We start from the raw sequence: 26,377 nt of genomic DNA, 5'->3' as shown, positions 1-26,377 counted from the left end.
GGCAACAGTCTGCTCCGGCACTGCCTCCCGGGCAATGGATATCCGCGCTAAGGCCCCCGGAAGTGAGAGAGCGCCCGACCTGAAACGGCAGGAAGTGAGAGGGCGTCAGGTGGGGATGATGCGGAACAGGAACTTGGTCCGGACCATGACCCACAGCAGGGCCACAATGGCCGCATAGGCGGCCGTGTTCAGCCAGATGTTCCCCTGCTGCAGCGCCGGGATGTTGGCCACGACGGCGATCAGCACCACGTGCATGATGAAGACGTACAGCGTTGCCTGCCCCAGCGGGATCAGCAACCAGCCCACCGCGCGTTCGATTGGCTTCCAGTACGCCGTTAGGAGAGCATAAGCCGTCACCAGCAGCGTGATCACGTTGAGGAGCCGGCCCGGTTCGAGGTAGGTCCGCCCGAAGAACTGGTCGTACACGGCACGGAAGTTCGCGTCCGACGTCAGCGCGAGCCGGACGTCGAACTCGTTGGCCAGGTACGGGTTGGCCCAGGACATCAGTGCGAAGGCAACGGTGATCGCGGCGCAAACACCCACCACCCAGCGGTGTGCGGACAGCCAGGCCACGATGGTCCGCCGGTAGTAGCCGCCCACTAGGCCCAGCACAAACAGGACCTGCCACACCAGCAGCGGGAAGGAATCCTCGAACTGCGACGGCAGGAGCCTGAAGCGGAACACTGTGCCGGCAATGTACAGCGCGGTAGTGGCCGCGAGTACCCAGAGCACCCTGCCGCGGGCCAGGGCGAGCAGGATCAGCGGGCTGACCAGGAGCATGATGACATAGAGGCCCATCACATTGAACTGCCACGGGCCGAACTGCAGGAGCAGCACAGCCGGAATGACGGCCGCGGACACCGGGAACTGCAGCAGGCCCTGCATGCCTGTGTAGAGGTCGTAGGTCCGGCCCGCGCCCGACCTGCCTGCGCCTCCGGTGCCCTGGTCCGTGAAGGTGGTCAATGCCTCCGAGTTGAGCGCCGGGATGAGGCTGATGACGAACACCAGGACCACAACGGCGAGCGCCGTAATGTACAGCTTGCCGGCCCGCCGGCCGGTCTTTTGCGCCACTTCACCAATGCGGTCCTGGGCTTTGGGCCCGTAAACCATTCCCAGCACCAGCCCGGACAGCAGCACGAACAGCTCGGCGCCGGACACAAAGCCGATGGCTTCCTGGGTGAACAGCTGAAAAAGCGACGTCATGCCCACGTGATTCACCACCACGAACAGGATGGCCAGCCCGCGCATCAGGTCCACCCGGGAATCGCGCGAGGACCTGTCCGAGTACGCCCACCGCCTGGCTGAGCTCAGGCGCACCGGCACCAGCCACAGCAGGATCGCTCCGAGCAGCAGCGCCGCTGCCGCGATCCCCGCCGGCATGGCGGCAAGAGTGTTGCCGGTGGACCCGCCCAGATCACCTACCGTCCTGGTGACCGGCCCGGAAACGAGCGTGGATTCCCTGACGGCCTCGCCGGCAGCTGCGGCCACGGCGGCGTTCCGGGTGAGTCGCCAGTCAATGATGGTGTTGCCGGCGTCGCCAACGTCCGTTTTCTCGTCCCAGACGACGGCGGCAATCCGCTCCAGTTTGCCCGGTGCTGCCTCGCCCAGCACCTGTTTCCACCAGCCGGACTTGATGTCGGTTTCCGAAGGGCCGCCCGCCGACGGGCTGTAGTACGCGGCCGTCTGGAGCAGTAGCGGCTTGTCCCGCCGGACGGCGTAGGACTCGTAGAAGTTGGCGTCGCCGTCGCCGTCGGAAGCTGCACCGCCGTCCCCGCCAGGGGCCGCGCCCCTGGCGGTCCCGGTCAGCAACGAGTCCAGTTCCCCGTCAGCGGGCAGCGTGTTGACGGCGGCTTTCCCGCCGGTGTCATCGTGCTGTGTGGTCAGCCCCGCCCAGTCAACAACGTCGTCGCCCGGGTAGTACGGGGCATAGGGAGCGTCCAGGCCGTTCCAGGCGCCGTCGGAATTCGTGTCCAGCGCGGCAAACCCGGGAGAGCCGGAAGCCGGGGCATTGCGGTTCCTGGTGAACGGATAATCCCGCGCCTGGAACGGCTGCCACACCATCAGCGCGTTGGTTTTCGAATCGAACGCCTGGGCCATGGCGCGGTAGGCCGGCACGTAGGCCCCAGGCTGCTGGCCCCAGGACACCCAGCTTGAGTTCATGTCCGGGGCGAAGCGGATCAGCAGCTTTCCGGGGAAGCCCTCGGCCAGTTCCTCGAGCTGCGCCGCGAAGTCAGCGGCGCCGCCCGCGGTGACCTCGGCCAGCGGAACCGTTGGATTGACCGTGATCAGGGCGTGGGCACCCGAGGCGGCACTCTGGGACAGAAATTCGCGCAGGTAGCCCTTTTCCGCGCCCTTGATGGGAAAGGAGACATCGTGGCCCAGAACCGCCGGGGTGGCCTGCAGCCGCCCGGCGAAACCGGCGGCATCGTCCTCGCCCCATTCCAGGACGCCGCCCAGGAGCGGCCTTCCCGGCGAGGCGCCGAGGTCCTCACCACTGTTAACGGTCGACGCCGGGATCCCGGCCCGCGATGTCACTGCGGCCTGCGCGGCTCCGGTAGGCACGAAAAGCAGAAGCGTGAGCAGCAGCAGGGTTGCCCTGAGTGCGGCCCTAGGCAAATTCATCCTGGCCGCCTTCGGGGAAGAGGGCCGAAACAGTTGTTCCGCCTCCGAGGGTTTCCGTGATCGAGAGTTCTCCGCCGTGTGAATTCACGATCTGTTCGGCGGAGATTCCGGCCGGAACATCGGAGAACACGCACAGGGAGCCCAGCGCGAAACCCGATCCGGTCTGCAGCGGCGCGGAGGCGTAGAAGCGGACGCGCGCGATTTCGCCGGTCACAAAGGGGTTGTCCGCGAATCTCGGATCGGCTGCGGCATCCGGCACCACCGTGGTGAGGCCCTGCTGGAAAACCTTGGCGCACATCGAGTCCTCCCGGGCGCACAGTCCGGGCCGCAGTCCCGCTGCCGCCAGCTGGACCTGTTGATCGGGGGTGATGATGTTGACCACGCTGAAGGGCATACCGCAGAGCTTGGCGGCAAGGTCCACCAGGAAATTCAGGGCCCGCGCGGCGCTGGCGCTGGGAGTGTCCCCGGCGGCGTCAGGGACCTCTGCGGCGGCTACCGAATCCGGACCCTCAGGAAGCAGCCCGTACTCCGCGAGCACTGAACGACGTTTCAGGTCGGCATCAGGAAAACTGCGCGCGTAGGCATGAGCCATTGAAGTCCTTCCCCAGTTCAGGACAGCCGGCCGAGGCGCCGAGGTCCCCCCGCAGGAGTCTAGCGGAGCCGGTGGCTTCCATCCGGGGTGCGGTAATCTCTTGACACCGGCACCGAAGCTCCGGTTGACTATTACGCATGCTGAAATAACAGTTCCATGATGTGGAATGCAGCGCAGCTGTTGCGGCCGGTATGGAGCCACAGCGCACAACTGCAGCGGGGGCACTCCCTTTTCCGCATAGCCGACGCCATGGATGCCAGCATTTGCACGAGGGATGAACAAGCATGCAGCTTGCCGTATTCAACGGGGCGGACCGCGCGGAAGTCACCGCGGCACTCCGCCCCTGCATTGATGTCCAGCGCTGGGTGGACCAGATCGCCGACGCGCGCCCGTTCGCCAGCAGCCAGGCCCTGCTGGACTTCGCCCGCGACGCCGCCGCCCCCTTCACTCCGGACGAGGTGGAGTCCGCAATGGCGCACCACCCGCGGATCGGGGAACGGCCCACGGCCTCAACCACGGAGGCATCCATGTCCCGTTCGGAGCAGGCCGGGGTGGATCCGGCGGACGCGGACGTGACCACGGCACTGGCCGAGGGAAACCGCGCCTACGAGGAGAAGTTCGGCCGGGTCTTCCTGATTCGCGCCGCAGGACGCACGGCCCCGGAAATCCTGGCCGCGCTCCACGAACGCCTTACGCACAGCCCTGACCAAGAAGACGCCATAGTGGCCCAGCAGCTGCGCGAAATCGCCCTGCTCCGGCTCGAAGGAGTGATCAGCGAATGACCGTTTCACAGGTGACCACCCACATCCTGGACACCGGCGCCGGGCGCCCGGCCGCCGGCGTCGCCGTCGGGCTTTACGCGCGCGACGGCGACGGCTGGAACCTCGTTGCTTCCGGCACCACCGATGCCGACGGCAGGGCCAAGGACCTCGGCCCGGAGCTCCTCCCCGCCGGGACGTACCGGCTGAACTTCGCGACGGGGGCCTATTACGAGGGACTGGGCACGGCCACTTTCTTCCCGGAGGTGGACCTGGTGTTCTCCGTGTCCGACGCCGGCGAGCACTACCACGTGCCGCTCCTCCTGAGCCCGTTCGCCTACTCGACGTACCGCGGCAGCTAACCCAAGCAAATCCCCGGGCAGTAGGCTAGAAGGCATGGCTTCTGAAGACACCCCCGCCGAGCGGCGCGAAATCACCGTCCGCCGGGCACCCAAATACGTGCCGTTCCTCATACTGGGCGGCCTCGTGGGAATCATCGTGGCGGCGGTCATTGCGTTTGCCCTGCCCGGGGACCCGAGTTACGAACCGAGCTCCGTCTTCGGCTTCTTCCTGGTTCTTTTCGGCGCCGGCGGCGTGATTCTGGGCGCAATTGTCGCGCTCCTGCTGGACCGGCTCAGCGTCCGTCGCGCCGAACACGCCGTCGTCGAAGCCGTCCCGGAGACCGGGCCCGGCAGCGATCCGGCCGACGGCGCCGGCAACGGCACCACGGCCGGCAGTCAGTCATAAACGGGCGCCCGGAAAAGTCCTACCCCATCACGTGAGATAATCGACCAGTGGCACGCGGCGATGGAAAACTTTCTCATGATCTTCTCCCTGGCGAAAAAGGCCCTCAGGACGCTTGTGGCGTCTTTGGGGTCTGGGCACCAGGTGAGGAGGTAGCAAAACTCACCTATTACGGGCTGTATGCACTGCAGCACCGCGGTCAGGAGTCGGCTGGCATAGCAACCAGCGACGGCAAGCGGATCAACGTCTATAAGGACATGGGCCTCGTATCCCAGGTCTTCGACGAGACCACGCTGAACACCCTGACCGGGCACCTGGCCGTCGGCCACTGCCGCTATTCCACTACCGGCGCCAGCCACTGGGCCAACGCCCAGCCCACGCTTGGCGCAACGGCCACGGGTACCGTGGCTCTGGCCCACAACGGCAACCTCACCAACACCGCCGAGCTCAACGCCATGATCATTGAGCGCAACGGCGGCCAGCTCAGCGGCGAGATGAAGCAGGGCAACACCTCGGACACCGCCCTGGTCACGGCACTGCTGGAGGGCGAAGAGGGCAAGTCCCTCGAACAGACCGCCATTGAGCTGCTGCCCAAGATCAAGGGCGGCTTCTGCTTCGTCTTTATGGACGAAGGCACCCTCTACGCCGCGCGCGACACCTACGGCATCCGCCCGCTGGTCCTCGGCCGGCTGGAACGCGGCTGGGTGGTTGCCTCCGAGCAGTCGGCCCTGGCCACCGTTGGTGCGAGCTTCATCCGTGAAATCGAACCCGGCGAGTTCATCGCCATCGACGAAGACGGCGTGCGGTCCCAGCGCTTTGCGGAGCCGACGCCGGCGGGTTGCGTTTTCGAATACGTCTACCTTGCCCGCCCGGACGCCGCCATCGCGGGACGCTCCGTGTACGAATCCCGCGTGGAGATGGGCCGCCAGCTGGCCCGCGAAAACATCCAGGAAGCGGACATCGTCATCCCGGTCCCCGAGTCCGGCACCCCCGCGGCCGTGGGCTACGCCGAGGAATCCGGCATCCCCTTCGCGCACGGCTTCGTCAAGAACTCCTACGTGGGCCGCACGTTCATCCAGCCGTCGCAGACGCTGCGCCAGCTGGGCATCCGGCTCAAGCTGAACGCCCTCGAGTCCGTCATCCGCGGCAAGCGCGTTGTGGTGGTGGATGACTCGATCGTCCGCGGCAACACCCAGCGCGCCATCGTCCGGATGCTCCGCGAGGCCGGCGCCGCCTCCGTGCATGTGAAGATCTCCTCCCCGCCCGTTCAGTGGCCCTGCTTCTACGGCATCGACTTCGCCTCCCGCGCGGAGCTGATCGCCAACGGCGCCACCATCGAGGAAATCTCCCAGGCCATCGGCGCCGACTCGCTCGCCTACATTTCCGAGGACGGCATGATCGACGCCACGCGGCAGCCGCGCGAACGTCTGTGCACTGCCTGTTTCACCGGCCAGTACCCCATCGAGCTTCCCGGCGCGGACAAGCTCGGCAAGAACCTGCTGGAGCGCACGGACCTCGGCGGCCTGCCCGCTGCAGGATCCGCCGCCGCAGGATCCGCCGCCGCTCCGGCTGGTGCAGCCGTTGCTGTTGACGCGGACGAGGACCCGGCGGGCAAGCCGGGCGCCACGGGCTGCGATCCGGGACCGGACGCCGAGTTCGAGAACCTGCTGACCGACGCTGACCGTCTGACCTCTGACAAGAAAGAGTCCGTATGACTTCCGCATCACCCACCGCCGGCAACTCCTCAGAGACAGCCCGCGGCATCACGTACGCCTCTGCCGGCGTAGACGTCGAAGCGGGAGACCGCGCCGTTGAACTGATGAAGGACGCCGTCAAGGCCACCCACAATTCCTCGGTGATCGGTGGCGTGGGCGGCTTCGCCGGCCTCTACGACGTCTCGAAGCTCCTCACCTACAAGCGCCCCCTGCTGGCTACATCCACGGACGGCGTGGGCACCAAGGTGGCCATCGCCCAGGCCATGGACATCCATGACACCATCGGGTTCGACCTTGTGGGCATGGTGGTGGACGACATCGTGGTGGTTGGTGCCGAGCCGCTCTACATGACCGACTACATCGCCTGCGGCAAGGTTGTTCCCGAGCGAATCGCGGACATCGTCCGCGGCATTGCAGCAGCCTGCTCCGTGGCCGGTACCGCCCTGGTGGGCGGCGAAACCGCCGAGCACCCGGGCCTGCTGGGCGAGCACGAATACGACGTCGCCGGTGCCGCCACCGGTGTGGTCGAGGCCGACGCGCTGCTGGGCCCGGACCGTGTCCGTGCCGGCGACGTGGTGATCGGCATGGCCTCCTCCGGCCTGCACTCCAACGGCTACTCCCTGGTCCGCCGCGTCATCAACCACGCCGGCTGGGCCCTGGACCGCCAGGTCTCCGAACTCGGACGCACGCTGGGCGAGGAACTGCTCGAGCCCACCCGCGTCTACGCGGCCGACTGCCTGGACCTGGCCCGTACCTTCCCGGTGAACGGCTCCGCAGCCGGCAAGGCCGTCCACGGCTTCAGCCACGTCACCGGCGGGGGCCTCGCAGCCAACCTGGCCCGGGTCCTCCCGCAGGGCCTCATCGCCACGGTGGACCGTGCCACGTGGGAACTGCCCGCCATCTTCAAGCTGGTCTCGGAACTGGGCAACGTCCCGCTGGCCGACCTTGAGCGCACGCTGAACCTCGGCGTGGGCATGGTGGCAATCGTCTCCCCCGAAGCCGCCGACGCCGCCGTGAACCGCCTCAACGACCGCGGCCTGCCGTCCTGGATCATGGGCACGGTGGAACAGAACTCGGACGCAATCGTCAAGACCGGCCCGGACTACGTCCAGGGCGCCAAGGGTGTTGACGGCGGCGCAGTCCGACTGGTGAACGCCTACGCCTAAGGGTTCCTAAACCTCATCGAGTGCTCCGCAACCGCCGTTTAGCAGGTCCATAACGGCAGTTGCGGAGCACTCGACGTGTTTAAACCTCCAGCACGCTGAACACGCCGCCCTGCGGATCCTGCAGGGTGGCCACACTTCCGGCTTCCTGGTCGTCGCTGCTGTCGGCTTCCGGTTCGACCAGGACGACGGCGCCCGCAGCCACCGCTGCCGCCACGGCGTCCGCGACGCTGGAGACGCCAAAGTACACCTGCCAGCCCGTCTGCAGCGCCGGCTCCTCAGGCTCCGCGTCGTCCCCGTCACCGGCGGGGTACTCCGGCTCCGCACCCCAGAACTCCGCTTCGTCCCCGTCGGCGTCATCCTTAGGCAGCGGTGCGATCCCCGCTACTTCCGCGCCGTCCACCATCAGCGTGGTGTACGTTCCGCCGTCGTCCTGCGGGTATTCGGTGACCTCATGCCCGAACAGCTGCTGGAAGAAGGCGACGGCGGCCTGGGGCTCTGGTGTCAGCAACTCCGCCCAGGCAAGGGCGCCGGGCTCGTTGTACCTCGCGGATCCGGTGTGCGTTCCCGGCTGCCACACGCCGGTGGTGCCGCCGCCGGGCGGGGCCAGGAACACCATCACGCCCGTGTCCTCCACCTCTTCCGGGCCGAACTCCACGGAGCCGCCCGCGTGCGGGGTCTCCTCCACGATGGCCCCGGCATCAGCGGCAGCAAAGTAGATGTTCCATTTCGCGGCTGTTCCGGAGGCTTCCTGATGGGGGTTCCGGGGTGCAATGACGGTGACCAGGTCGTCGTCCAGGAACGCCTTCGCGTAGCTCCGCCCGTCCGGCGTGGGCAGGTCCTCGTAGCGCCAGCCGAAAACCGCGGCGTAGAACGCCTTGGCGGCCTCCACATCCTTGGTCTGCAGGTCAGTCCAGCAGATCTCGCCGGCGTTGAAGGTGGTGCGCCCGGTCATCGTGTGCCTGCACTTTCGGCAGCCATGATGCTGAAGGCGGCTCCGTTGGGGTCCGTCAGCACGGCCAGCCTCCCCACACCCGGGACGTCGAACCCGGGCACATGGACCTGCCCGCCGAGTTCGGCCGCCCGGGCGGCGGCCAGGTCCACGTCCTCGACTTTGAAGTAGGTCATCCAGAAAGACGGCATCCCTCCCATGGGCTGTTTCAACGCGCCGGCCACGGGCTTTCCGTCCACCATGAAGTTGGTGTATTCGCCGAGCTCGCCGGCGGGTGCGGTTTCCGTGGTGCATCCGGTCACAGCCTCATAGAACCGGACGGCCTGCGGGACGTCGCTTGTCTGCAGCTCGCTCCAGACCGGGGCGCCGGGTTCGTCCACCAGCCCGGACCCGATGTGGGACCCGGCCTGCCAGAAGCCCACCTGGGCGCCGGTGGGATCCGCCGCGAAGAACATCCTCCCGCCGCCGTTTTCCACATCATCCACGGGATACAGCAGGGTTCCGCCTGCCTCGGCGACCTTCGCGGCCGCTTCGTCGGCATTGTCCACGGCAAGGTAGCTGGCCCAGTAGGACGGCAACCCGGCGGACGCCATGTCCGGCATCTGCTGCATCATCCCGGCGACGTAGCGGCCCTGCAGCCGGGCCATGTAGTACGTCATGTCCGCGCCTGCGGGCATTGCATCCAGCTCCCAGCCGAACAGCTGCGAGTAGAACTCCTTGGCCGCCTCGATGTCGCTCGCAGAGAGGTCCGCCCAACACGGCGTGCCCTGCTTGTAGCCCTCAACTTCTGGCATGGAAATCAATCCCCTTCGACCGCCGGTGGACCCGTCAATGGAACAGCCCACGATCAACCTAGTACGGGGCTCCGGCACTGACAACACGGCTGACAACATCGCCCCCGCCACATCGCTCGGAGCAGGATGTTCCGGTCGGAACCGACCCTGACAACGGGCGGGTAACAGCAGAAAGGCCCGTCAGGGCACACCGGAAGCCGGCATGCCCTGACGGGCCTGATAACTGAAGTCAGCACACGGGGTGCCGGAAAAGAAGAGCCGAAGTGTCGTACGGGACACTGTGGTGAAAAGTACGACGACGGCACGCCGCTGACTGCCTTACGGCAGGTTCAGCGGGCGACAACTAGCCGATTCGACGGGTGTCTACCTCGTCGTCGTCTTCTTCCAAATCATCCGCGTACTTGTCCACATAAGCCGAATAATCCGGCTCAACCGGCTCACTCGAGAAACGGCTCGGTGCACGACCCTCTGAGCTCTTGAGCTCACGCTGAAGAGCAGAGTAGTCAGTGTTCGGGGAATAGTACTTAATATCCCGAGCCTGCTTGGTAGCTTTTGCCTTTTGACGGCCGCGCCCCATGGCGTGACCCCCTTTTGTACTCGGACCGGAGGTGGTCACCATTGGCGTTAGTGAGGCCCCGGAATGTTTGGTCAATTTGTCGTACACCTAGATTACATGCTTTCAGCGGTAACTGCGCCCCGACCCGTTGCCTCCGGAGCAGAGTTGCCACGTTTGCGCTGGTCCCGGCCATATCGGCCTCCCTATTTTCTTCGGTAGAGTCGTTTGAGCGACTCCAAGCCAGCGGCCGCATCTGCGACATTTCCTCCGGGGAAAAGCAGGGAAAAGCCAGGAAAGGACGCCGGGAAGGGTGAATCCTCACGTGAATGACGAGAACACAACAGGCAACAGCACAGGGAACCCGAAGACACCCCCGGGAACCGGACTGCCGCCAGTCGTGCCGCCTCCCCCTGCCCGGCCGCCGACCAGCAGCCTTCCCATCCAGCCGCCGGCCGGCACGGACGATCCCGCACTGCCTGGCGACACGCCGTCTGATGAGACGTCCGATCCGTCCGACGACACTCTCTCCAACGAAACTCCGTCGGCTGTGTCAAAGGAGACCCTGCTGAAGGCCGGCATCGTGGTGGCGGGCCTGATTTTGCTGGGCCTGCTTATCTGGTGGGTTGCCACCCTGCTCGGGAGCGGCAACCAGCAGGCAACAACCCAGCCCCCGGCCACGGAGTCGGCGTCCCCCTCCGCGCAGGCAACCCGGGGCGAGCTCCCCCTGGATGGGGTGGGGGCCCTGGACTACCAGCTGGGCGACTGCTTCGAGAATTTCGATCCCGAAGCCACCGAATCCCGGGTAGTGCCCTGCACCACGGGCCACTCCGCCCAGCTGGTCGCCGTGCACCGCTACCCGGAGTCGGACTCGTACCCTGGCGTTGCCGCACTTCGGGAAAAGGGCCGCGAGATCTGCCAGGGCGCAGGGCTGACCGACGCCGTGGCCAACTACGTCCTCATGCAACGCAACGCCTACCCCAGCGACACCAGCTGGGAACAGGGCGACCGGCGGGTGGACTGCTATGTCACGGCGGACAAGGGCAACATCATCATGGAATCCCTCATCCCCTAGCTCTTCCGCCGCACGGACAACCCGCTGCCGGCAAGGGCACCGCCGTCGGGCCCTTCCCGGCCTTCCAGGCTGGCAATGGTGAGTTCGTCGACGTCGGCGGCGGTGTCGACCAGGACGGTGTCCCCGTCGGCGATGTCACCGGCGAGGATGGCCTTGGCCAGCCGGTCGCCAATTTCGCGCTGCACCAGCCTGCGCAGCGGCCGTGCCCCGTAGGCAGGATCAAAGCCCGTCATGGCCAGCCACGCCCGGGCGCCTTCGGTGACTTCCAGGCTGAGCCGGCGGTCGTGCAGCCGCTGGCCGAGTTCTGCCACCTGGAGCTCCACGATCCGGGCCAGCTCTTCGACGTCCAGGGCATCGAACAGCACCACTTCGTCCAGCCGGTTCAAGAATTCAGGCTTGAACGAAGCATGCACCGTGGCCATGACGGCACTGCGTTTGGCGTTGGCATCCAAGGTCTGGTCCACCAGGAACTGGCTGCCAAGGTTCGAGGTCAGGACCAGGATCACATTGCGAAAATCCACGGTGCGGCCCTGGCCGTCGGTGAGGCGACCGTCGTCGAGCACTTGCAGGAGGATGTCGAAAACCTCGGGGTGAGCCTTCTCCACTTCGTCCAAAAGCACCACGGAGTACGGACGACGCCGGACGGCTTCGGTTAGCTGGCCGCCTTCCTCGTACCCCACGTAGCCCGGAGGCGCTCCGACCAGCCGCGCGACGGAATGCTTTTCCCCGTACTCGGACATGTCAATCCGCACCATGGCGCGTTCGTCATCGAACAGGAACTCCGCAAGTGCCTTCGCAAGCTCGGTCTTGCCCACACCGGTGGGTCCCAGGAACAGGAACGATCCGGTTGGCCGGTGCGGATCGCTGATGCCCGCGCGGGCACGGCGGACCGCGTCGGACACCGCCGCGACGGCCTTCTTCTGGCCGATCAGCCGCTTGCCGAGCTCCTCTTCCATGTGCAGCAGCTTCTGGCTTTCGCCCTGCAGCATGCGCCCGGCCGGAATTCCGGTCCAGGCCGAAATCACCTCAGCAATGTCACCCGCCGTGACTTCGTCGGCCACCATGAGTTCCTGCTTGGCGCCACCGCCGGCCACCCGGGCGGACTCGGCCTCGGCGGCAGCGGACAGCTCGCGTTCCAGCGCGGGAAGTTCTCCGTAAAGGATGCGGGAGGCTGCAGCGAGGTCCCCCTCGCGCTGGTACTTCTCTGCGGCCGAGCGCAGCTCGTCGATCCGGGCCTTGAGGTCACCGACGTGGTTGAGGCCGGCCTTCTCAGCCTCCCAGCGGGCGTTGAGTGCCGACAGTGCTTCCTTCTTGTCCGCCATGTCCGCCCGCAGCGCGGCCAGGCGCTCCACGGACGCTGCGTCCTTCTCATTGGCGAGGGCCAGCTCTTCCATGGTCAGCCGGTCCACCTGGCGCCGCAGCTGGTCAATTTCCTCCGGCGCGGAATCAATCTCCATGCGCAGGCGGGAGGCAGCCTCGTCCACGAGGTCGATCGCCTTGTCAGGCAGCTGCCGGCCGGAGATGTAGCGGTTGGAGAGCGTCGCGGCAGCGACGAGGGCGGAGTCCGCGATGGAGACCTTGTGATGGGCCTCGTAGCGCTCCTTGAGGCCGCGGAGGATGCCGATGGTGTCGTCCACGCTCGGCTCGCCCACGAACACCTGCTGGAAGCGGCGCTCCAAGGCAGGGTCCTTCTCGATGTTCTCGCGGTATTCGTCCAGGGTGGTGGCGCCGATCAGGCGCAGTTCACCACGGGCCAGCATGGGCTTGAGCATGTTGCCGGCGTCCATGGAGCTGTCCCCGGAGGCGCCCGCCCCCACCACGGTGTGAAGCTCATCTATGAAGGTGACAATCTGCCCCTCGGAACTCTTGATTTCCTCCAGGACGGCCTTCAGCCGCTCCTCAAACTCGCCGCGGTACTTTGCCCCGGCCACCATCGAGGCCAGGTCCAGGGCAATGAGGGTCTTGCCGCGCAGGCTTTCCGGCACGTCATTCGCGACGATCCGCTGGGCCAGACCCTCAACGACAGCGGTCTTGCCGACACCCGGCTCGCCGATAATCACCGGGTTGTTTTTGGTGCGGCGGCTCAGCACCTGGATGATGCGGCGGATCTCGGCGTCGCGGCCAATGACCGGATCCAGCTTGCCGGACCGCGCAATGGCAGTAAGGTCCGTGCCGAATTTCTCCAATGCCTGGAAGGTGTTCTCCGGGTCGGCGTTGGTGACCTTACGGTCCCCGCGCACACCCGGCAGGGCGGCGAGCAGCGCTTCGTGGGAAGCGCCGGCGTCGCGCATCAGCTTGCCGACGGCGTCGCTGCTGGCGGAGAGACCCAGCAGAAGATGCTCGGTGGAAACGAAAGTGTCCCCCAGTTTATCCGCCTCGTTTTGGGCATTCTTGATGGCCTGCAGGGCCGCCCGGGAAAGCTGGGCCTGCTGCACCGACGTGCCTGACGAGGCCGGAAGGGCCTTGATGGCCGTGCTGGCCTGGACGCTGACAGCGTCCGGGTCCGCGCCGGTGGCGCGGAGGAGCGCGACGGCGACACCCTCCCGCTGGTCCATGAGCGCCTTGAGGAGATGGGCCGGCTCAACCTGCGGATTTCCCGCCGTGGAGGCGTTCATGGCGGCAGCGGAAAGAGCCTCCTGGCTCTTGGTGGTGAACTTGGCGTCCAAAGAGAGCTCCTTTCGGGGGTAGATCAACTCTTAAAGTTGAGTGTACAACGCTCAACTTTGCGGACTGGGTCTTTTAGTCCATGTTTGCCGACGGCGAAATGGCTGTCTAGGGGCGATCGGCCCGTAGTCGGGATGCTGGGATTCCAGGGGGTCCGGACATGCAGGAGGGCGGTTCCCCCAAGGAACCGCCCTCCGGCTGGTGCGGCAGCCTGCACATCGCTGATGCACGGCCCCACACAGAGACTTCTTTGGTGGACCACCGCCCGTCGCAGGGGCGGGCGGGATCCGTTGAAAACACTACAATGCTTTCTTGCGCTTGTCACGATAGTGACAAAACTTGTCATGCAGGGGTGGGTATTCTGGGAGCCATGGACCAGACCACTGAAGCCGCGCACCCCACCACCCAGCACATTTTCATCGACAAGGAGAGCCCGTCGGTCTGGCGGGCACTTAACGGACTCGGCCTCAAGGCACGGGAAGCGGCTGACGAGGCCGGCATCAGCAGGGCCCTCACCGAGCTCCTCAACGTCCGCATCTCGCAGATCAACGGCTGCGCCTATTGCCTGAACATGCACGTTGCCGATGCCCTCAAGAAGGGGGAAACCACGCAGCGGCTCGCCGTCCTGGCAGCCTGGCGGGACACCGCCCTTTTCACCGAGAAGGAACGCGCCGCCCTGGCGCTTGCGGAGTCCATCACCACCCTGCCGGATGCCCACACGCGGGACCGCGAGGACGGTTATGCCCGGCAGCACCTGAATGCGGCAGAGTATTCGGCGGTGAGCTGGCTGGTGATCACCATGAACGCGTTCAACCGCGTGTCCATCACCAGCCAGCACCCCGTGCGTCGGGAAGCCAGGGATGAATCCGAGGCGCGCTAGGAAGCCGGCCGCGCGGCCCTGACGAGTTCCGCGCAGCGCTCCCCGATCATCATGGTGGTGATGTTCGGGTTCACTGTGGTCAGCTCGGGCATGACGGAAGCATCCGCCACGCGCAGCCCGGTCACGCCTTTCACCCGCAGCTCCGGATCCAGCGGGGACATCGCATCGTCCGCAGCGCCCATCCGGACAGTTCCGGCGGGGTGGTAGACCGTGTTGTGGGTCTTGCGGATGTAGTCCGTGATTTCCGCATCGCTCTGGACGGCCTCGCCCGGGTAGAGTTCCTTGCCCGCCCACTCGGCCATGGCCGGCTGCGCCACGATCTCCCGGGCCTTGCGGATGCCCGCCACCATCACGCGCATGTCGTGCGGGTCGGTGAAGTACCGCGGATCCACCTTGGGCTTGTCCCGATAGTCGCGGCTGCGGAGCCGGACCGTTCCGCGCGACCTGGCGTGCGTGACGTTCGGCGTGAGGCAGAAGCCGTTGTCCGTCGTCGGGTAGCCCTGGCGCAGGGTGTGCATGTCGAACGGCACGGAGCCGTAGTGGAACATCAGGTCCGGCCGGTCCAGGCCCGCTTCTGTGGCGGTGAAGATCCCGATTTCCCACCACTGGGTTGACGATTCCGGCATGGGCTTCCGGGCCTCCCACTGGATGACGCCTTCGGGGTGGTCCTGCAGGTGCTCGCCCACGCCGGGCGAATCGGAGCGGACCGGAATCCCGAACTCTGCCAGCTGCGCGGCCGGGCCGATCCCGGAAAGCATCAGCAGCTTGGGCGAATCGATGGCGCCGGCAGACAGGATCACCTCGGCGCGTGCGGTCAGGGCATGGGTCTTCCCGAAGGAATTGTCCACGACGTCGACGCCGGTACAGCGGTTGTCCGCGCTGAACTTCAGTTCGCGGGCGCGCAGCCCGGTCAGCAGGGTGAAGTTGGGCCGGTCCATGACCGGGTGGATGTAGGAAACGGACGACGACGATCGGGTGCCGTCGGCGCGGCGGTTGATCTGGAAGAAGTTGGCGCCGTCGACCACGGTTTCGCCGGAGTTGAAGCGCACCCGCGGGATGCCGGATTCCTCGCAGGCATCCAGCAGGGCGCGGCCGCAGGGGTCCGCCGCGGGCACGTTCATCAGGTGCACCGGACCGCTGTCGCCATGGTGCGGCGCGTCCGGACCGGCGTCCTCGTTTGTTTCCAGGTGCTTGTACAGCCGGTAGGCCATCTCGGCGTTCCAGCCGGTGGCGCCGAACTTCTGCTCCCACTCGTCGAAGTCCTCGCGGGGAGCCCAGAAGGCGATGCAGGAGTTGTGGCTGGAGCAGCCGCCCATCACCTTGGCGCGGGCGTGGCGCATGAAGGAGTTGCCGTTTTCCTGCTCCTCGATGGGGTAGTCCCAGTCATACCCGGATTCCAGCAGCTCCATCCAGCGGTCCAGCTGCAGGATGGCCTCGACACCGCGGTCGTCGGGCCCGGCTTCCACCAGCGCCACTTCCACCGAAGGGTCCTCGCTCAGCCGTGAGGCCACTGCTGCGCCGGCGGAACCGCCGCCGATGACGATGTAGTCGAAGTCAGTCTTGTCCAAGGCTGTCATATGCGTTTACTCCCCCTCTGCGGCGGTAGATGTGTTCCCGGCTGCGGTGTGGTCCGCGAACCAGCCCGTCACCTGTGGATCGATGTTGTGATAGACATGCTTGGCTTCCTGGTATTCGGCCAGGCCCGTGGGGCCCAGCTCCCGACCGACGCCGGACTGGCCGAACCCGCCCCACTCCGCCTGTGGCAGGTAGGGATGGAAGTCGTTGATCCAGATGGTGCCGTGGCGCAGTTTGCGGGCCACCCGCTGGCTCTTGCTGGCGTCCTGGGACCAGACGGCACCGGCCAGGCCATAGTGCGTGTCATTGCCAAGCCGGACGGCTTCCGCTTCGGTGGCGAAGGTTTCCACGGTGACCACCGGGCCGAAGGCCTCGTCCTTGAGGACGGACATTCCGCTGGTGACCTGGTCCAGGACGGTGGGCAGGTAGTAGTACCCCTTCTTGAGCTCGCCGTCGCCCCGCTTTCCGCCGCAGCGCAGCCGTGCGCCCTCGGCGATGCCTTTGTCCACGTAGGCGGCCACCTTGTCACGGTGGGCGGCGGAGATCAGCGGCCCGGTTTCGGCGTCGGGGTCGAAGGGACCGCCCAGGCGGATCCGCTCCGCCCGGCGGACCAGCTCGTCCACGAACCGTTCGGCGATGGATTCCTCGATGATCAGGCGCGAGCCGGCGGAGCAGACCTGGCCGGAGTGGACGAAGGCGGCATTGAGCGCATTGTCCAGCGCGGCGTCGAAGTCGGCGTCCGCGAAGATGATGTTGGGGTTCTTCCCGCCCAGCTCCAGGGCCACCTTCTTGACCGTGGCCGCTGCCGAAGCGGCGATGGTCTTGCCGGTTTCAAGTCCGCCGGTGAAGGACACCAGATCCACGTCCGGGTTGCCGGACAGCACGGATCCGACAGTCTTGCCGTCGCCCAGGACGAGGTTGGCCACGCCCGCGGGCAGGCCCAGTTCTTCCAGGACCTCCATCATCAGGATCGCGGTGTGGGGTGTGAGCTCGCTGGGCTTGAGCACAAAGCTGCAGCCGGCCGCGAGCGCCGGGGCGATTTTCCATGCTGCCTGGAGCAGCGGGTAGTTCCAGGGGGCGATCAACGCGCAGACGCCCACGGGTTCGTATTCGATCCGGCTGACCACGGTGCTGCTGCCGGCGTCCACGAGCCTGCCGGAGTCTTGGCCCGAGATCTTGCCGAAGTACTCGAAGCACTTGGCGATGTCGTCCATGTCGATTTCGCTTTCCACCAGGCGCTTGCCGGTGTCCAGCGTTTCGGCGCGGGCGAATTCGTCCTTCCGCTCCCGCAGCCTCGCGGCCACTCGCAGCAGGAACGAGCCGCGCTCCAGGGCCGGGATACCGGCCCACTCGCCGCCGTCGAACGCCGCCCTGGCGGCGGCGACCGCACGGACCGCGTCGTAGGCGTTGGCTTCGGAGACGACGCCGGCCAGCTCGCCGTCGGCCGGGCAGCGGATCTCCCGGGTGCCGCCGTCGGACGCCGCGCTCCAGGTGCCGCCGATGAATAGCGTTGCGGTGGTCATTTCGCTGCCTCCTGCGTTTCGAAGTCTGATTCCCAATTGTCTTTTGCCACCTGGTCCTCGACGAGGACGGTGTTCCCCGGTGCTGCACGGTTCAGGTGCAGGAATTCCAGGTGTTGCTCGTAATGGTCCAGGACATCGGTGATGACCTGTTCCTTGGTGTAGCCCATAAGGTCGTAGCCGTGGCTGCCCTCGAGGGAGAACACTTCCATCCGGTAGTAGTGGTCGTCCGGGTCTGCCCGCCTGGTCGCGTAGGACGGCGTCTCGTACTGCACCGGATAGATCTGGTACTTGAAGGGCCGCTCCTCCCCCATGGCAAGCTGCAGGTCGATGCTGTCGATCCCGCAGGATTCCACAGTGGACACCGAAAGGACCGTCTCGGCGCCCTGGGTCTTCAGTTCCTCGCTGACCTCGCGTAGCGCCGGAACCGCCACGGTTTCCATGAAGCGCGTGGTCTGCCGGCGCCCCGGGTAGCTCATGGCACGGGTGAGCCGCTGCCGCCAGCTGCGTCCACCGCGCTGTTCCCCTGCCCGGCCGGTGATGATGCCCGGCAGGCTGGCCCGGTAGCTGTCGTTGAGGGAGTTCTCCACGCGCAGGGCCTTGTACAGCCCCAGCATGATGAACACCAGGAGCAGGGACAGTGGCAGGCCCATCACAATTGTCGCGTTCTGCAGCGTGGACACCCCTCCCACCATCAGCATGGCCAGGGTCAGCAGGCCGGTGGCAACCGCCCAGAACACGCGCATCCATTCCGGGCCGTCGGCGTCGGCATCCTTGAGGTGCGAGGTGAAGTTCGCCATCACCAGCGCCCCGGAGTCCGCCGAGGTGACGTAGAACAGCAGTCCCGTGAAGGTGGCGACGGCGGCCGTTACCGGAACGCCGGGGTACTGGGACAGCAGGCTGTAGAAGCCGCGCTCCGGGTGGCTCATGGCCGCCTCGCCGAAGGCCGCGTTGCCGTTCATGATCAGGTCGATGCTGGAGTTTCCGAAGACCGAGATCCACAGCAGGATGAAGATGAAGGGCACGGTCATGGTGCCGAGCACGAACTGGCGGATGGTCCGGCCGCGGGAGATGCGGGCCAGGAAAAGGCCCACGAAGGGCGCCCAGGCAATCCACCACGCCCAGAAGAACAGGGTCCAGGCATTCATCCAGTCCGTGGGCCGGTCGTACGCGAACGTATCAAGGGTCATGGACGGGAAGCGGCTCATGACGTCGCCGATGTTCTGCACGATGCCGTCCAGCAGGAAGCTGGTCTTGCCGGCCACCAGCACGAACAGCATCAGGGCCACGGCCATGATCACGTTGAGCTCGGACAGCCGCCGGATGCCCTTTTCGACGCCGGAGACCACGGAGACCGTAGCCATCACCACGGACAGCGCGATCAGGCCGATCTGCACCGAGAGGTTTTCGGGAATGCCGAACATAAAGTTCAACCCGTAGTTGAGCTGCACGACGCCGATGCCCAGCGAGGTGGCGATGCCGAAGATGGTGCCGAGCAGGGCGGCGATGTCCACAGCATGCCCCACCGGGCCTTCGATCCTCTTGCCAAAGATCGGGTACAGCGCGGAGCGGATGCTCAGCGGAAGGTTGTGCCGGTAGGCAAAGTAGCCCAGGGCCAGCCCCATCAGCGCATAGAGCGCCCAGCCGGTGATGCCGTAATGGAAGAGGGTCCAGACCAGGGCCTGGCGCGCTGCTTCCGCATTGCCGCCTTCGCCCTGCGGCGGGGCCAGGTACTGGCTGACCGGCTCCGACACGGAGAAGAACATCAGGTCGATCCCGATGCCGGCGGCGAACAGCATGGCGGCCCAGGTGAACATGCCGAACTGGGGCTTGGAATGGTCCGGGCCGAGCTTGGTCTTCCCCACCCGGGACAGCGCTGTCACGAGGACGAAAGCCACCACGGCCGTGACGATCAGGAAGTAGTACCACCCCATGTTGGTGGACACCCAGCCCACCATGGAGCCGATGACGGCCTCGGCATTGTCCTTGGCGAGGATGGCCCACAACGCGATTCCCACCACGCCAGTCGCCGAGCCGAAGAAGACGGTCTTGTTGACCCGTGTTGTGCGTTCGGGTCCGGAGTCCGGCGCGGCCGGGCCGCCCGGGCCGTATGGCCCGCCGGGCTTGCCCGGCCCGCCCGGCACCGGGGATGCCCGCCCTGGCGGTCCTGTGGCCGGCGGCCCTGCGGACACTTCCGGTCCTGACGGCGCGCCGGAAGGCGGTGTGGAGTTCTGGCTCATCGGTCCCATTTCAGTTTTGAGGCTGCGGTCCAGGCCCCGGGTCAGCCCGCGCGGCGCGATGGCGCGCGGGGGCCGGGCCGGGCGTCGTGTTGAGTCTGGCTTGGCTTTCGACGCTATCAACGCGCTCCGCCGCACCCCCAAGTTTTATGAGACTACTCACTCGTTTGGTGCCGTTTACCGCAGTTTGGGGGCGTTTGCTAGGCGGGATAGACGGCGACTGCAGCCGCCTTGATCACGAAAAAGACCGTCATTCCCGGGGCCAGCCCCAAGTCCGCCGAGGCTGCGGGGGTGATGTCGGCGGACATCCCGTCGGCCCGGACCCGGATTTGGTCTCCGTGCTGCTCCAGATCCGTGACCGTGACGGCGAATGAGTTCCGCGGGCTGCCGTGCGCGTCGGTCAGGAACACGGAGACGGCCGACGGCGGGAACGCGGCTACGCCGGACTGCCCGGCGCCGGCCGGGAACACTTCCTCGTCCTGGTGCCCGGCCACCTCCAGCCCCTCTGCTGTCCGGATCCCGGTGGAGGTAAGCGTCCCCGGAATGAGGTTGAGGCCGGCCAGGCCGGCGGCGAACCGGCTCCGCGGCCGCTGCAGGACCTCCCGGGTGGGCCCCTCCTCGGTGATCCTGCCGGCCTCCAGGACAATCACGCGGTCGGCCAGCATCAGGGCGTCCAGGACGTCGTGCGTAATGATGATGGCGCGGCGCCCGGCCAGGACCTTCTTCAGGAGCCTGCGGAGCAGCGGCGCGGCATGGATGTCCAGGGCTGCCATGGGCTCGTCCAGCAGCAGCACCTCGGGGTTGGCAGCCAGCGCCCGGGCCACCGCCACGCGCTGGGCCTGTCCGCCGGAGAGTTCGGCCGGCCGCCGTGCTTCGAGTTCCCCGGCGTCCACCGCGGCCAGCCACTTCCGGGCCGACTCCCGGGCGGTTTTCCGCGGAATCCCGGCGCTGCGGGGTCCAAAGGCCACATTTTCCAGGGCGCTGAGGTGCGGGAACAACAACGGCTCCTGCGCGAGGAGGGCCGTTCCGCGGTGGTGCGGCGCGGTCCAGGTGCTGGCGCCGTCGTCGAGGTCGAACAGCACCTTTCCATCGATTTCGGCCCGGCCGGAATCGGGCCGCAGGAGTCCGGCAATGACATTGAGCAGGGTGGATTTCCCTGCCCCGTTAGGGCCAAGGACCGCCACGGTTTCGCCCGGCGCAAGGCCCAGCCCGACGTCGAATCCGCGGGCACCCAGCGCTGCCTGCACGTGAAAGCTCACCGGTTACCGTCCGATCGTCCGCCGGCAGCGGAGCGTCTCAGGCCAGCGCCGGCCGGGTTCCCGCCTGCCGGGTCCGCGCCTGCCGGGGCACTGCGCCGGACCGGCGTGCCCGGGCGCCGGTACGTCAGCCCCACCACGGTCACAGCGACGGCCACCAGCACCAGGGAAAGCGCGACGGCGGCATCGGCGTCCGTTTCCCGCTGCAGGTAGATTTCCAGCGGCAGGGTCCGGGTCACCCCCTGCAGGCTCCCCGCGAAGGTGAGTGTCGCGCCGAATTCGCCGAGGCTCCGCGCGAACGACAGCACAGCCCCGGACGCCAGGCCGGGCAGCACCAGCGGCACGGTGACGCGGCGCAGCACAGTGGTGGGCCGGGCTCCGAGGGTTGCGGCCACGGCCTCATACCGGCCGCCGGCAGTCCGCAGCGCACCTTCCAGGCTCACCACCAGGAACGGCAGCGCCACGAACGTCTGCGCGAGGACCACCGCCGTCGTCGAAAACGCAATCTGGATCCCGGCGACCTCAAGGCTGCGGCCCAGCAGGCCTTGGCGGCCGAAGGTGTACAGGAGGGCGATGCCGCCCACCACGGGCGGCAGCACCAGCGGTAACAGCACGAAGGCGCGCAGCAGGCGCTGGCCCGGGAAGGTCGAACGGGCCAGCACCAAGGCCAGCGGCACTCCGAAGACGATGCACAGGGCCGTGCTCGCCGCCGAGGTCCGCAGGCTGAGGCCGAGAGCCGTCAGGGAGGAGTCGGACGTGACGAGCGGGATGAACTGGGGCCAATTGACCCTCGCTGCCATCGCGGCCAGCGGCAGCAGGACAAACAGGCCGCCCGCCGCGGCGATCGCGTAGATCCATCGCGGGATGCCGTCGTACCCGCTTGCCCTGGCCCGTCCCATGGTCTCCTTACGGTGCGCCGAAGCCGGCGTCGGTGAGGATCTTCCTGCCTTCGGTACCGGTCACCATGGCGATGAAGGCCGCGGCAAGTTCCTTGTTCCTGCTTGAGCCTACTGTGGCGATGGGATAGGTGTTGACGGCCTTGCCGGCCTCGGCGAAGGGGATACCCTTCACCTTGTCACCGGCGCCCTTCACATCGGTGACGTACACCAGACCCGCGTCGGCCTCACCGGAGGTCACCTTACCCAGGACATCCGTAACGGATGATTCCTCGCTGACCGGGAAAATCGTGACGCCGGAGGCCTTTTCCACGGCGTCCGTCGCGGCCCCGCACGGGACCTGGCTGGCGCAGACAACCACCTTGACGCCCGGCCTGGCGAGGCCGGCGAAGGAGTCGATCGACGCCGGGTTGGACGGCGGGACGGCGATCTCCAGGACGTTCGTGGCGAAGTCCGTCGCCGTACCGTCAATGAGTTTGGCGTCGGAAAGCTTGGCCATGTTCTTGGTGTCGGCCGAGGCAAACACGTCAGCGGGCGCACCCTGGGTGATCTGCGTGACCAGGTCCGAGGAACCGGCGAAGCTGAGCGTCACCTTGGTGCCGGGGTTCTTCGCTTCGAACTCGCCGGCCAGCTTAGTGAAGGTGGCCTTGAGCGACGCCGCTGCGAAGACGGTGACGGTCCCGGACAGCTGCCCGGCCCCCTGCCGGGCAGTCCCGGTCGAGGACACGTCAGCTGAAGGCGACTGGGATGCGGGGGCACAACCCGCCAGGCCGGAGGCGACGGCGCCAAGTGCCAGCAGTGCGGTGAGGCGCAGATTCCGGATGTTCACACGATGCTCTTCCCTTGGGGCGTTTCAATGATCACGGTGGTGGCCTTGACGACGGCGGTGGCCACGGAGCCGAGCTCAAGGCCCAGTTCCCGGACAGCTTCGCTGCTCATCAGCGACACCACCCGGAACGGCCCGCACTGCAGTTCCACCTGGGCCATGACTTTGTCCGCGGTAATGCCCGTGACCAGGCCGACGAACCGGTTCCGGGCCGAACTGCCGACGCGGGTCGGATCCTCCGGGAGTTGCGCCTGTTCGCGGGCGAGAGTGGCCAGCTCGAACCCGTCCACGGCCAGGCGGCCGGATTCGTCCTTCAGCGGAGCGAGGCTTCCGTTCTCGGTCCAGCGGCGGACGGTATCGTCGCTGACGCCCAGGAACCTGGCAGCTTCCGCGATCCTAATCGTTGACATCAGACAAGCATATTTCCTCATTTGCGGATATGAAAGGCAAATTTATCCGCAAATTCGGAGTCGTCGACGCATTGGAAAGGCCAGGCAACCCACGCGACAGACTCCCGTAGGAAGGAGCCGTAGCCCCGCCGAGTGCTGCGGCAGTACGATTTTTCGTGGGGGCGGAGCCGCCAGCGCGAAGGAGCGTTGCAATGCAATGGATCAGGCCTGACAGTCCGGACTATGACGCATCCCGGAAGCTTTTCAACGCAATGATCGACCGGCGCCCTGCCGTGATTGCACCATGCGGCACTGCCGGCGAGGTGGCCGAGGCCCTGAAGCATGCACGGGACAACGAACTTGCCGTCGCTGTCCGCGCAGGCGGGCATTCTGTCGCCGGGATGTCGATGAACGACGGCGGCCTGGTGGTGGATGTGCGCCCGATGAAGTCCATTGAGGTGGACCCGGAAAGCCGCACTGTAACCGTTGGCGCCGGCGTGACCTGCGGGGACTTCGACCGTGCCACGCAGCAGTACGGCCTGGCCATGACCGGTGGCCGCGTCTCCACCACAGGGTTGGCCGGCTTCACCCTGGGCGGCGGCTCGGGCTGGTTGGAAAGGGCATACGGCTTCGCCTGCGATCACCTTGTCTCGGTGGACCTCGTCACGGCAGCCGGCGAACTGGTGACGGCCAGCGCTCAAGAGAACCCCGAACTGTTCTGGGCCCTGCACGGCGGTGGCGGAAACTTCGGGGTGGCCACGTCCTTCAAATTTGCGCTCCACGAACTGGGTCCAACGGTCCATGCGGGACTGATGCTCTGGCCGGGCGATGCGGCACCCGAGATCAGCCGCGGCTACCGGGACTTGGCACTCAAGGCGCCTGACGCCGTCGGCTCAGCCCTGGTGTACCTGACAGCCCCGCCGGAGCCGTTCGTGCCGGAAGACATGCTCGGGAAGTTGGCCGTGGGGATGGCGTACGTGTTCGCCGGCGATGCGGCCGAAGGTGCAGAACAGGTCAAACCGTACCGTGCGCTGAATCCCTCCGTTGACCTCGTGGGCGACATGAACTACGCCGATTTCCAGTGCATGATCGACGATCCGCCCAACCTCTACAACTACTGGAGCGCCGATTATCATAACGAACTCTCCGACGACGCACTGGATATCTTCATCGATTCAGCCCACCGCCTGCCGGGCCCGCATTCACAACAGCTGATAGCCCGTTGGGGCGGGGCAGTGAGCGGACCCGCCGCCGCACTGACTCCCCTGCAGAACCGCAATGCCAACTGGGTCAGCCACCCCTTCGGCATCGAGGAGACTCCCGAACGCGGGCAGGAAGCCAAAGCCTGGGTCAAGAGGTTCCGCCATGACATTGCGCCGTATGCCACCGGCGGAGTGTGGCTGAACTTCGTGGGTGACGAAGGGCAGGCCCGCGTCCAAGCAGCCTTCGGGAACGAGAACTTCGTCCGGCTGTCCCAGGTGAAGCGGGAGTTCGATCCGGACAACGTGTTCCGCGGCAACCAGAACATCCCGCCCGCCCCGGCGTAGGGCGTATTGACCAGCCGCAGGCGGGGCCTGGTGCTTGCGGCGGGTCGGACGGCGGCAGCTGGGTGCCTTCGGCCGTTAGCAACGGGCCGATTCCATTCCAGGCTTCCGGTGCGATCCATAGCGGCGCCCGACCTCAGCCGGTACTTCAGGTCTTGAAGTAGTTGTTCCGTTGGGGCCGCTGGCGTGGGTCGATGTGGGGTGGCGGGATGAACCACGGGACCCCGGTTTTGACCTGGATGTGCCACTGCTCCTTGTGGATCAAATGATGGTGATGGGAACAGAGCAAGGTTCCGTTATCGGTGCTCGTGGGTCCGCCGTGTGACCAGTAGGTGATGTGGTGGGCTTCGCACCAGGGGGCGGGGATGGTGCAGCCGGGGAAGGCGCAGCCTTGGTCGCGGGCGGTGATGGCTTTGCGGATGTGGGGCGGGAAGATCCTGGTGGTGCGGCCGATGTCCAGGATGCGTCCCTGGCTGCCGAGCAGGACGGGGATGATGTCCGCGTCACAGGCGATCTTCCGGACCAGGGAGGCCGGGACGGGGCCGGTGAACGTGAACGACCCGGTGCCGGGGAGCCTGCCGGTGCCTGGGGCTCCGGTATCCGGGTTGAGGCGGCCCAGCCGGTCCAGGAGGTCGCGGTAGTCGATAGTGACCATGACCTGGGGGCGGAGCCCTCCCGCGGCGGGGAGCGCATCCGTGGTCAGGGCTGCTTTGCATGCGCCGACGAGGCCGTCCAGTAGCCGCTGCTGCCGGGTCCGCAAGTCCAGGGCTTCATCGGGCGCGGCGTCCGTGCCGTCGCGGTCCTCGGTAGTACCGGCCTGGGTGCGGGGGTTGGTGGCGGTGTTCATCACGGTCAGGAGGGGTTCGTATTGGTCCGGGGTCGCGAAGATTTCGATGTGCTGCAGGCCGCGGCGGGCCTGCCGGAGGAACACRCCCTGGCGGCGGCGGAGTTCTTCCTCGGAMGGTTCGGACCCGTCCTGGTCGATTGCGTCGGTCCAGCGGCGGGCGACCCGGGTGAGGAAGTCCGTGTCGTATTCGGCTGCAGTGCAAGTCAGGGCGTGTTCCATCCGGGCGGTGGTCTCCCCGGTCGCGTGGTGCCGGACCCGGTCCAAGGCCAGGGTGATGATGGTCGCCGGGCGGGACGCGACGGTCCCGGCGGCGACGGCGGCGGCGAGTTCGGGCCGCTCCGGAGGTTCCGTGTGGCCTGCAAACCCTGGCCTGGGCAGCACCGCCGAGGCGAGGCTGATCCGGCGCCGTGCTTCTGCAATGCTGATCCGCAGCCTGGCGCGGAGGAACTCGGCCGCGTTCCGGGACCCGTCATCGGCCGGGTCCGAAGTGGCGGGGTTCGGCGCCGGTGGAGCGTTATGATCCGCTGCGGCCGTATCGGTGCCCCATCCGGTCACCCAGCCGGCCCCCGCGCCGGAGACCGCCGTACCAGAGCCCGGGCCGGCTGATCCCCAGCCGGCCGATCCTGAGCCGACTGCGGCTGAGCGCGCAGCCACTGCGGCTGCCTGCCGGCTGCGGTCCACGGCCCCGGCCGACACGATCTGCAGGTACTCGACGGCCCGGGAGATCTCCTCGACCGTGTCGGCGAAGTCCGCGGCCTCGCGGAAGCCGAGCAGC

General features: G+C 66.8%; 22 protein-coding genes. 8 read left to right on the top strand and 14 right to left on the bottom strand.

Annotated features, from left to right (window positions below):
• Positions 1-105 precede the first annotated feature (105 nt).
• Entirely contained in the window at positions 106-2,622 is a 2,517-nt protein-coding gene (gene opgC / locus AC1DRE_RS16960) for an OpgC domain-containing protein (protein ID WP_476985685.1), read from the bottom strand.
• Entirely contained in the window at positions 2,609-3,214 is a 606-nt protein-coding gene (locus AC1DRE_RS16955; RefSeq protein WP_476985684.1) for a GAF domain-containing protein, read from the bottom strand. The genes opgC and AC1DRE_RS16955 overlap by 14 nt, the downstream gene beginning before the upstream one ends.
• Before the next feature lie 284 nt (positions 3,215-3,498).
• Here AC1DRE_RS16955 and uraD point away from each other — a divergent pair, with 284 nt between their 5' ends.
• Genes uraD through purM form a run of 5 tightly spaced genes read left to right on the top strand, consistent with a single transcriptional unit; the run spans position 3,499 to position 7,597 of the window.
• Positions 3,499-3,996, top strand: a complete 498-nt coding sequence (gene uraD / locus AC1DRE_RS16950) for a 2-oxo-4-hydroxy-4-carboxy-5-ureidoimidazoline decarboxylase (protein ID WP_476985683.1) — start codon at positions 3,499-3,501, stop codon at positions 3,994-3,996.
• Positions 3,993-4,334: a hydroxyisourate hydrolase gene (gene uraH / locus AC1DRE_RS16945; RefSeq protein ID WP_476985682.1), complete on the top strand. Its 342-nt coding sequence runs from the start codon at positions 3,993-3,995 to the stop codon at positions 4,332-4,334. The genes uraD and uraH overlap by 4 nt, the downstream gene beginning before the upstream one ends.
• A 34-nt stretch (positions 4,335-4,368) precedes the next feature.
• The gene (locus AC1DRE_RS16940; protein ID WP_476985681.1) at positions 4,369-4,719 is read left to right on the top strand and encodes a hypothetical protein; all 351 of its coding nucleotides are present in this window, start codon (positions 4,369-4,371) and stop codon (positions 4,717-4,719) included.
• A gap of 47 nt (positions 4,720-4,766) precedes the next feature.
• Positions 4,767-6,431 (top strand): amidophosphoribosyltransferase, encoded by a 1,665-nt coding sequence (gene purF, locus AC1DRE_RS16935; RefSeq protein WP_476985680.1) that lies wholly within the window; start codon positions 4,767-4,769, stop codon positions 6,429-6,431.
• Positions 6,428-7,597, top strand: coding sequence for a phosphoribosylformylglycinamidine cyclo-ligase (purM, locus tag AC1DRE_RS16930; RefSeq protein ID WP_476985679.1), 1,170 nt, complete (start codon positions 6,428-6,430; stop codon positions 7,595-7,597). The genes purF and purM overlap by 4 nt, the downstream gene beginning before the upstream one ends.
• Positions 7,598-7,676: 79 nt before the next feature.
• On the opposite strand, the gene AC1DRE_RS16925 is transcribed toward purM, so the two are convergent.
• The 3 genes from AC1DRE_RS16925 to AC1DRE_RS16915 all read right to left on the bottom strand — a co-directional run bounded on the left by AC1DRE_RS16925 (position 7,677) and on the right by AC1DRE_RS16915 (position 9,917).
• Positions 7,677-8,549, bottom strand: coding sequence for a VOC family protein (locus tag AC1DRE_RS16925; RefSeq protein WP_476985678.1), 873 nt, complete (start codon positions 8,547-8,549; stop codon positions 7,677-7,679).
• Positions 8,546-9,340, bottom strand: a complete 795-nt coding sequence (locus tag AC1DRE_RS16920; RefSeq protein ID WP_476985677.1) for a VOC family protein — start codon at positions 9,338-9,340, stop codon at positions 8,546-8,548. The genes AC1DRE_RS16925 and AC1DRE_RS16920 overlap by 4 nt, the downstream gene beginning before the upstream one ends.
• A gap of 343 nt (positions 9,341-9,683) precedes the next feature.
• Positions 9,684-9,917 (bottom strand): DUF3073 domain-containing protein, encoded by a 234-nt coding sequence (locus AC1DRE_RS16915; protein ID WP_104174527.1) that lies wholly within the window; start codon positions 9,915-9,917, stop codon positions 9,684-9,686.
• A 301-nt stretch (positions 9,918-10,218) separates the two neighbouring features.
• Between AC1DRE_RS16915 and AC1DRE_RS16910 the strand changes: the two genes are divergently transcribed.
• Entirely contained in the window at positions 10,219-10,968 is a 750-nt protein-coding gene (locus tag AC1DRE_RS16910) for a septum formation family protein (RefSeq protein WP_476985676.1), read from the top strand.
• Here the strand turns inward: AC1DRE_RS16910 and clpB are convergent.
• Entirely contained in the window at positions 10,965-13,634 is a 2,670-nt protein-coding gene (clpB, locus tag AC1DRE_RS16905; RefSeq protein WP_476985675.1) for an ATP-dependent chaperone ClpB, read from the bottom strand. The two genes, AC1DRE_RS16910 and clpB, sit on opposite strands and share 4 nt — an antisense overlap.
• 368 nt (positions 13,635-14,002) lie before the next feature.
• Here clpB and AC1DRE_RS16900 point away from each other — a divergent pair, with 368 nt between their 5' ends.
• Positions 14,003-14,512, top strand: a complete 510-nt coding sequence (locus tag AC1DRE_RS16900) for a carboxymuconolactone decarboxylase family protein (protein WP_476985674.1) — start codon at positions 14,003-14,005, stop codon at positions 14,510-14,512.
• On the opposite strand, the gene AC1DRE_RS16895 is transcribed toward AC1DRE_RS16900, so the two are convergent.
• From AC1DRE_RS16895 to AC1DRE_RS16865, 7 genes are all read right to left on the bottom strand, one after another.
• Entirely contained in the window at positions 14,509-16,089 is a 1,581-nt protein-coding gene (locus AC1DRE_RS16895) for a GMC family oxidoreductase (protein WP_476985673.1), read from the bottom strand. The genes AC1DRE_RS16900 and AC1DRE_RS16895 overlap by 4 nt on opposite strands.
• A gap of 6 nt (positions 16,090-16,095) precedes the next feature.
• Entirely contained in the window at positions 16,096-17,610 is a 1,515-nt protein-coding gene (locus tag AC1DRE_RS16890) for an aldehyde dehydrogenase family protein (protein WP_476985672.1), read from the bottom strand.
• Entirely contained in the window at positions 17,607-19,847 is a 2,241-nt protein-coding gene (betT, locus tag AC1DRE_RS16885) for a choline BCCT transporter BetT (protein WP_476985671.1), read from the bottom strand. Before betT ends, AC1DRE_RS16890 begins: the two co-directional genes overlap by 4 nt.
• A 197-nt stretch (positions 19,848-20,044) precedes the next feature.
• Entirely contained in the window at positions 20,045-21,103 is a 1,059-nt protein-coding gene (locus AC1DRE_RS16880) for a sulfate/molybdate ABC transporter ATP-binding protein (protein ID WP_476985670.1), read from the bottom strand.
• Entirely contained in the window at positions 21,100-21,999 is a 900-nt protein-coding gene (locus AC1DRE_RS16875) for an ABC transporter permease (RefSeq protein ID WP_476985669.1), read from the bottom strand. Before AC1DRE_RS16875 ends, AC1DRE_RS16880 begins: the two co-directional genes overlap by 4 nt.
• Before the next feature lie 7 nt (positions 22,000-22,006).
• Positions 22,007-22,825, bottom strand: coding sequence for a molybdate ABC transporter substrate-binding protein (gene modA / locus AC1DRE_RS16870; protein ID WP_476985668.1), 819 nt, complete (start codon positions 22,823-22,825; stop codon positions 22,007-22,009).
• Positions 22,822-23,232: a TOBE domain-containing protein gene (locus tag AC1DRE_RS16865; protein ID WP_476985667.1), complete on the bottom strand. Its 411-nt coding sequence runs from the start codon at positions 23,230-23,232 to the stop codon at positions 22,822-22,824. The genes modA and AC1DRE_RS16865 overlap by 4 nt, the downstream gene beginning before the upstream one ends.
• A 191-nt stretch (positions 23,233-23,423) precedes the next feature.
• Here AC1DRE_RS16865 and AC1DRE_RS16860 point away from each other — a divergent pair, with 191 nt between their 5' ends.
• Positions 23,424-24,758 (top strand): FAD-binding oxidoreductase, encoded by a 1,335-nt coding sequence (locus AC1DRE_RS16860; RefSeq protein WP_476985666.1) that lies wholly within the window; start codon positions 23,424-23,426, stop codon positions 24,756-24,758.
• Positions 24,759-24,903: 145 nt separating this feature from the next.
• On the opposite strand, the gene AC1DRE_RS16855 is transcribed toward AC1DRE_RS16860, so the two are convergent.
• Positions 24,904-26,377, bottom strand: a 1,474-nt coding sequence (locus tag AC1DRE_RS16855; protein WP_476985665.1) for an HNH endonuclease signature motif containing protein, incomplete at its 5' end; no start/stop codon positions are given.

It is taken from the genome of Arthrobacter sp. P4_H3, from assembly GCF_056400885.1.
Note: the sequence above shows the minus strand (reverse complement) of the source record. Positions and strands in the feature narration are given on the sequence as shown.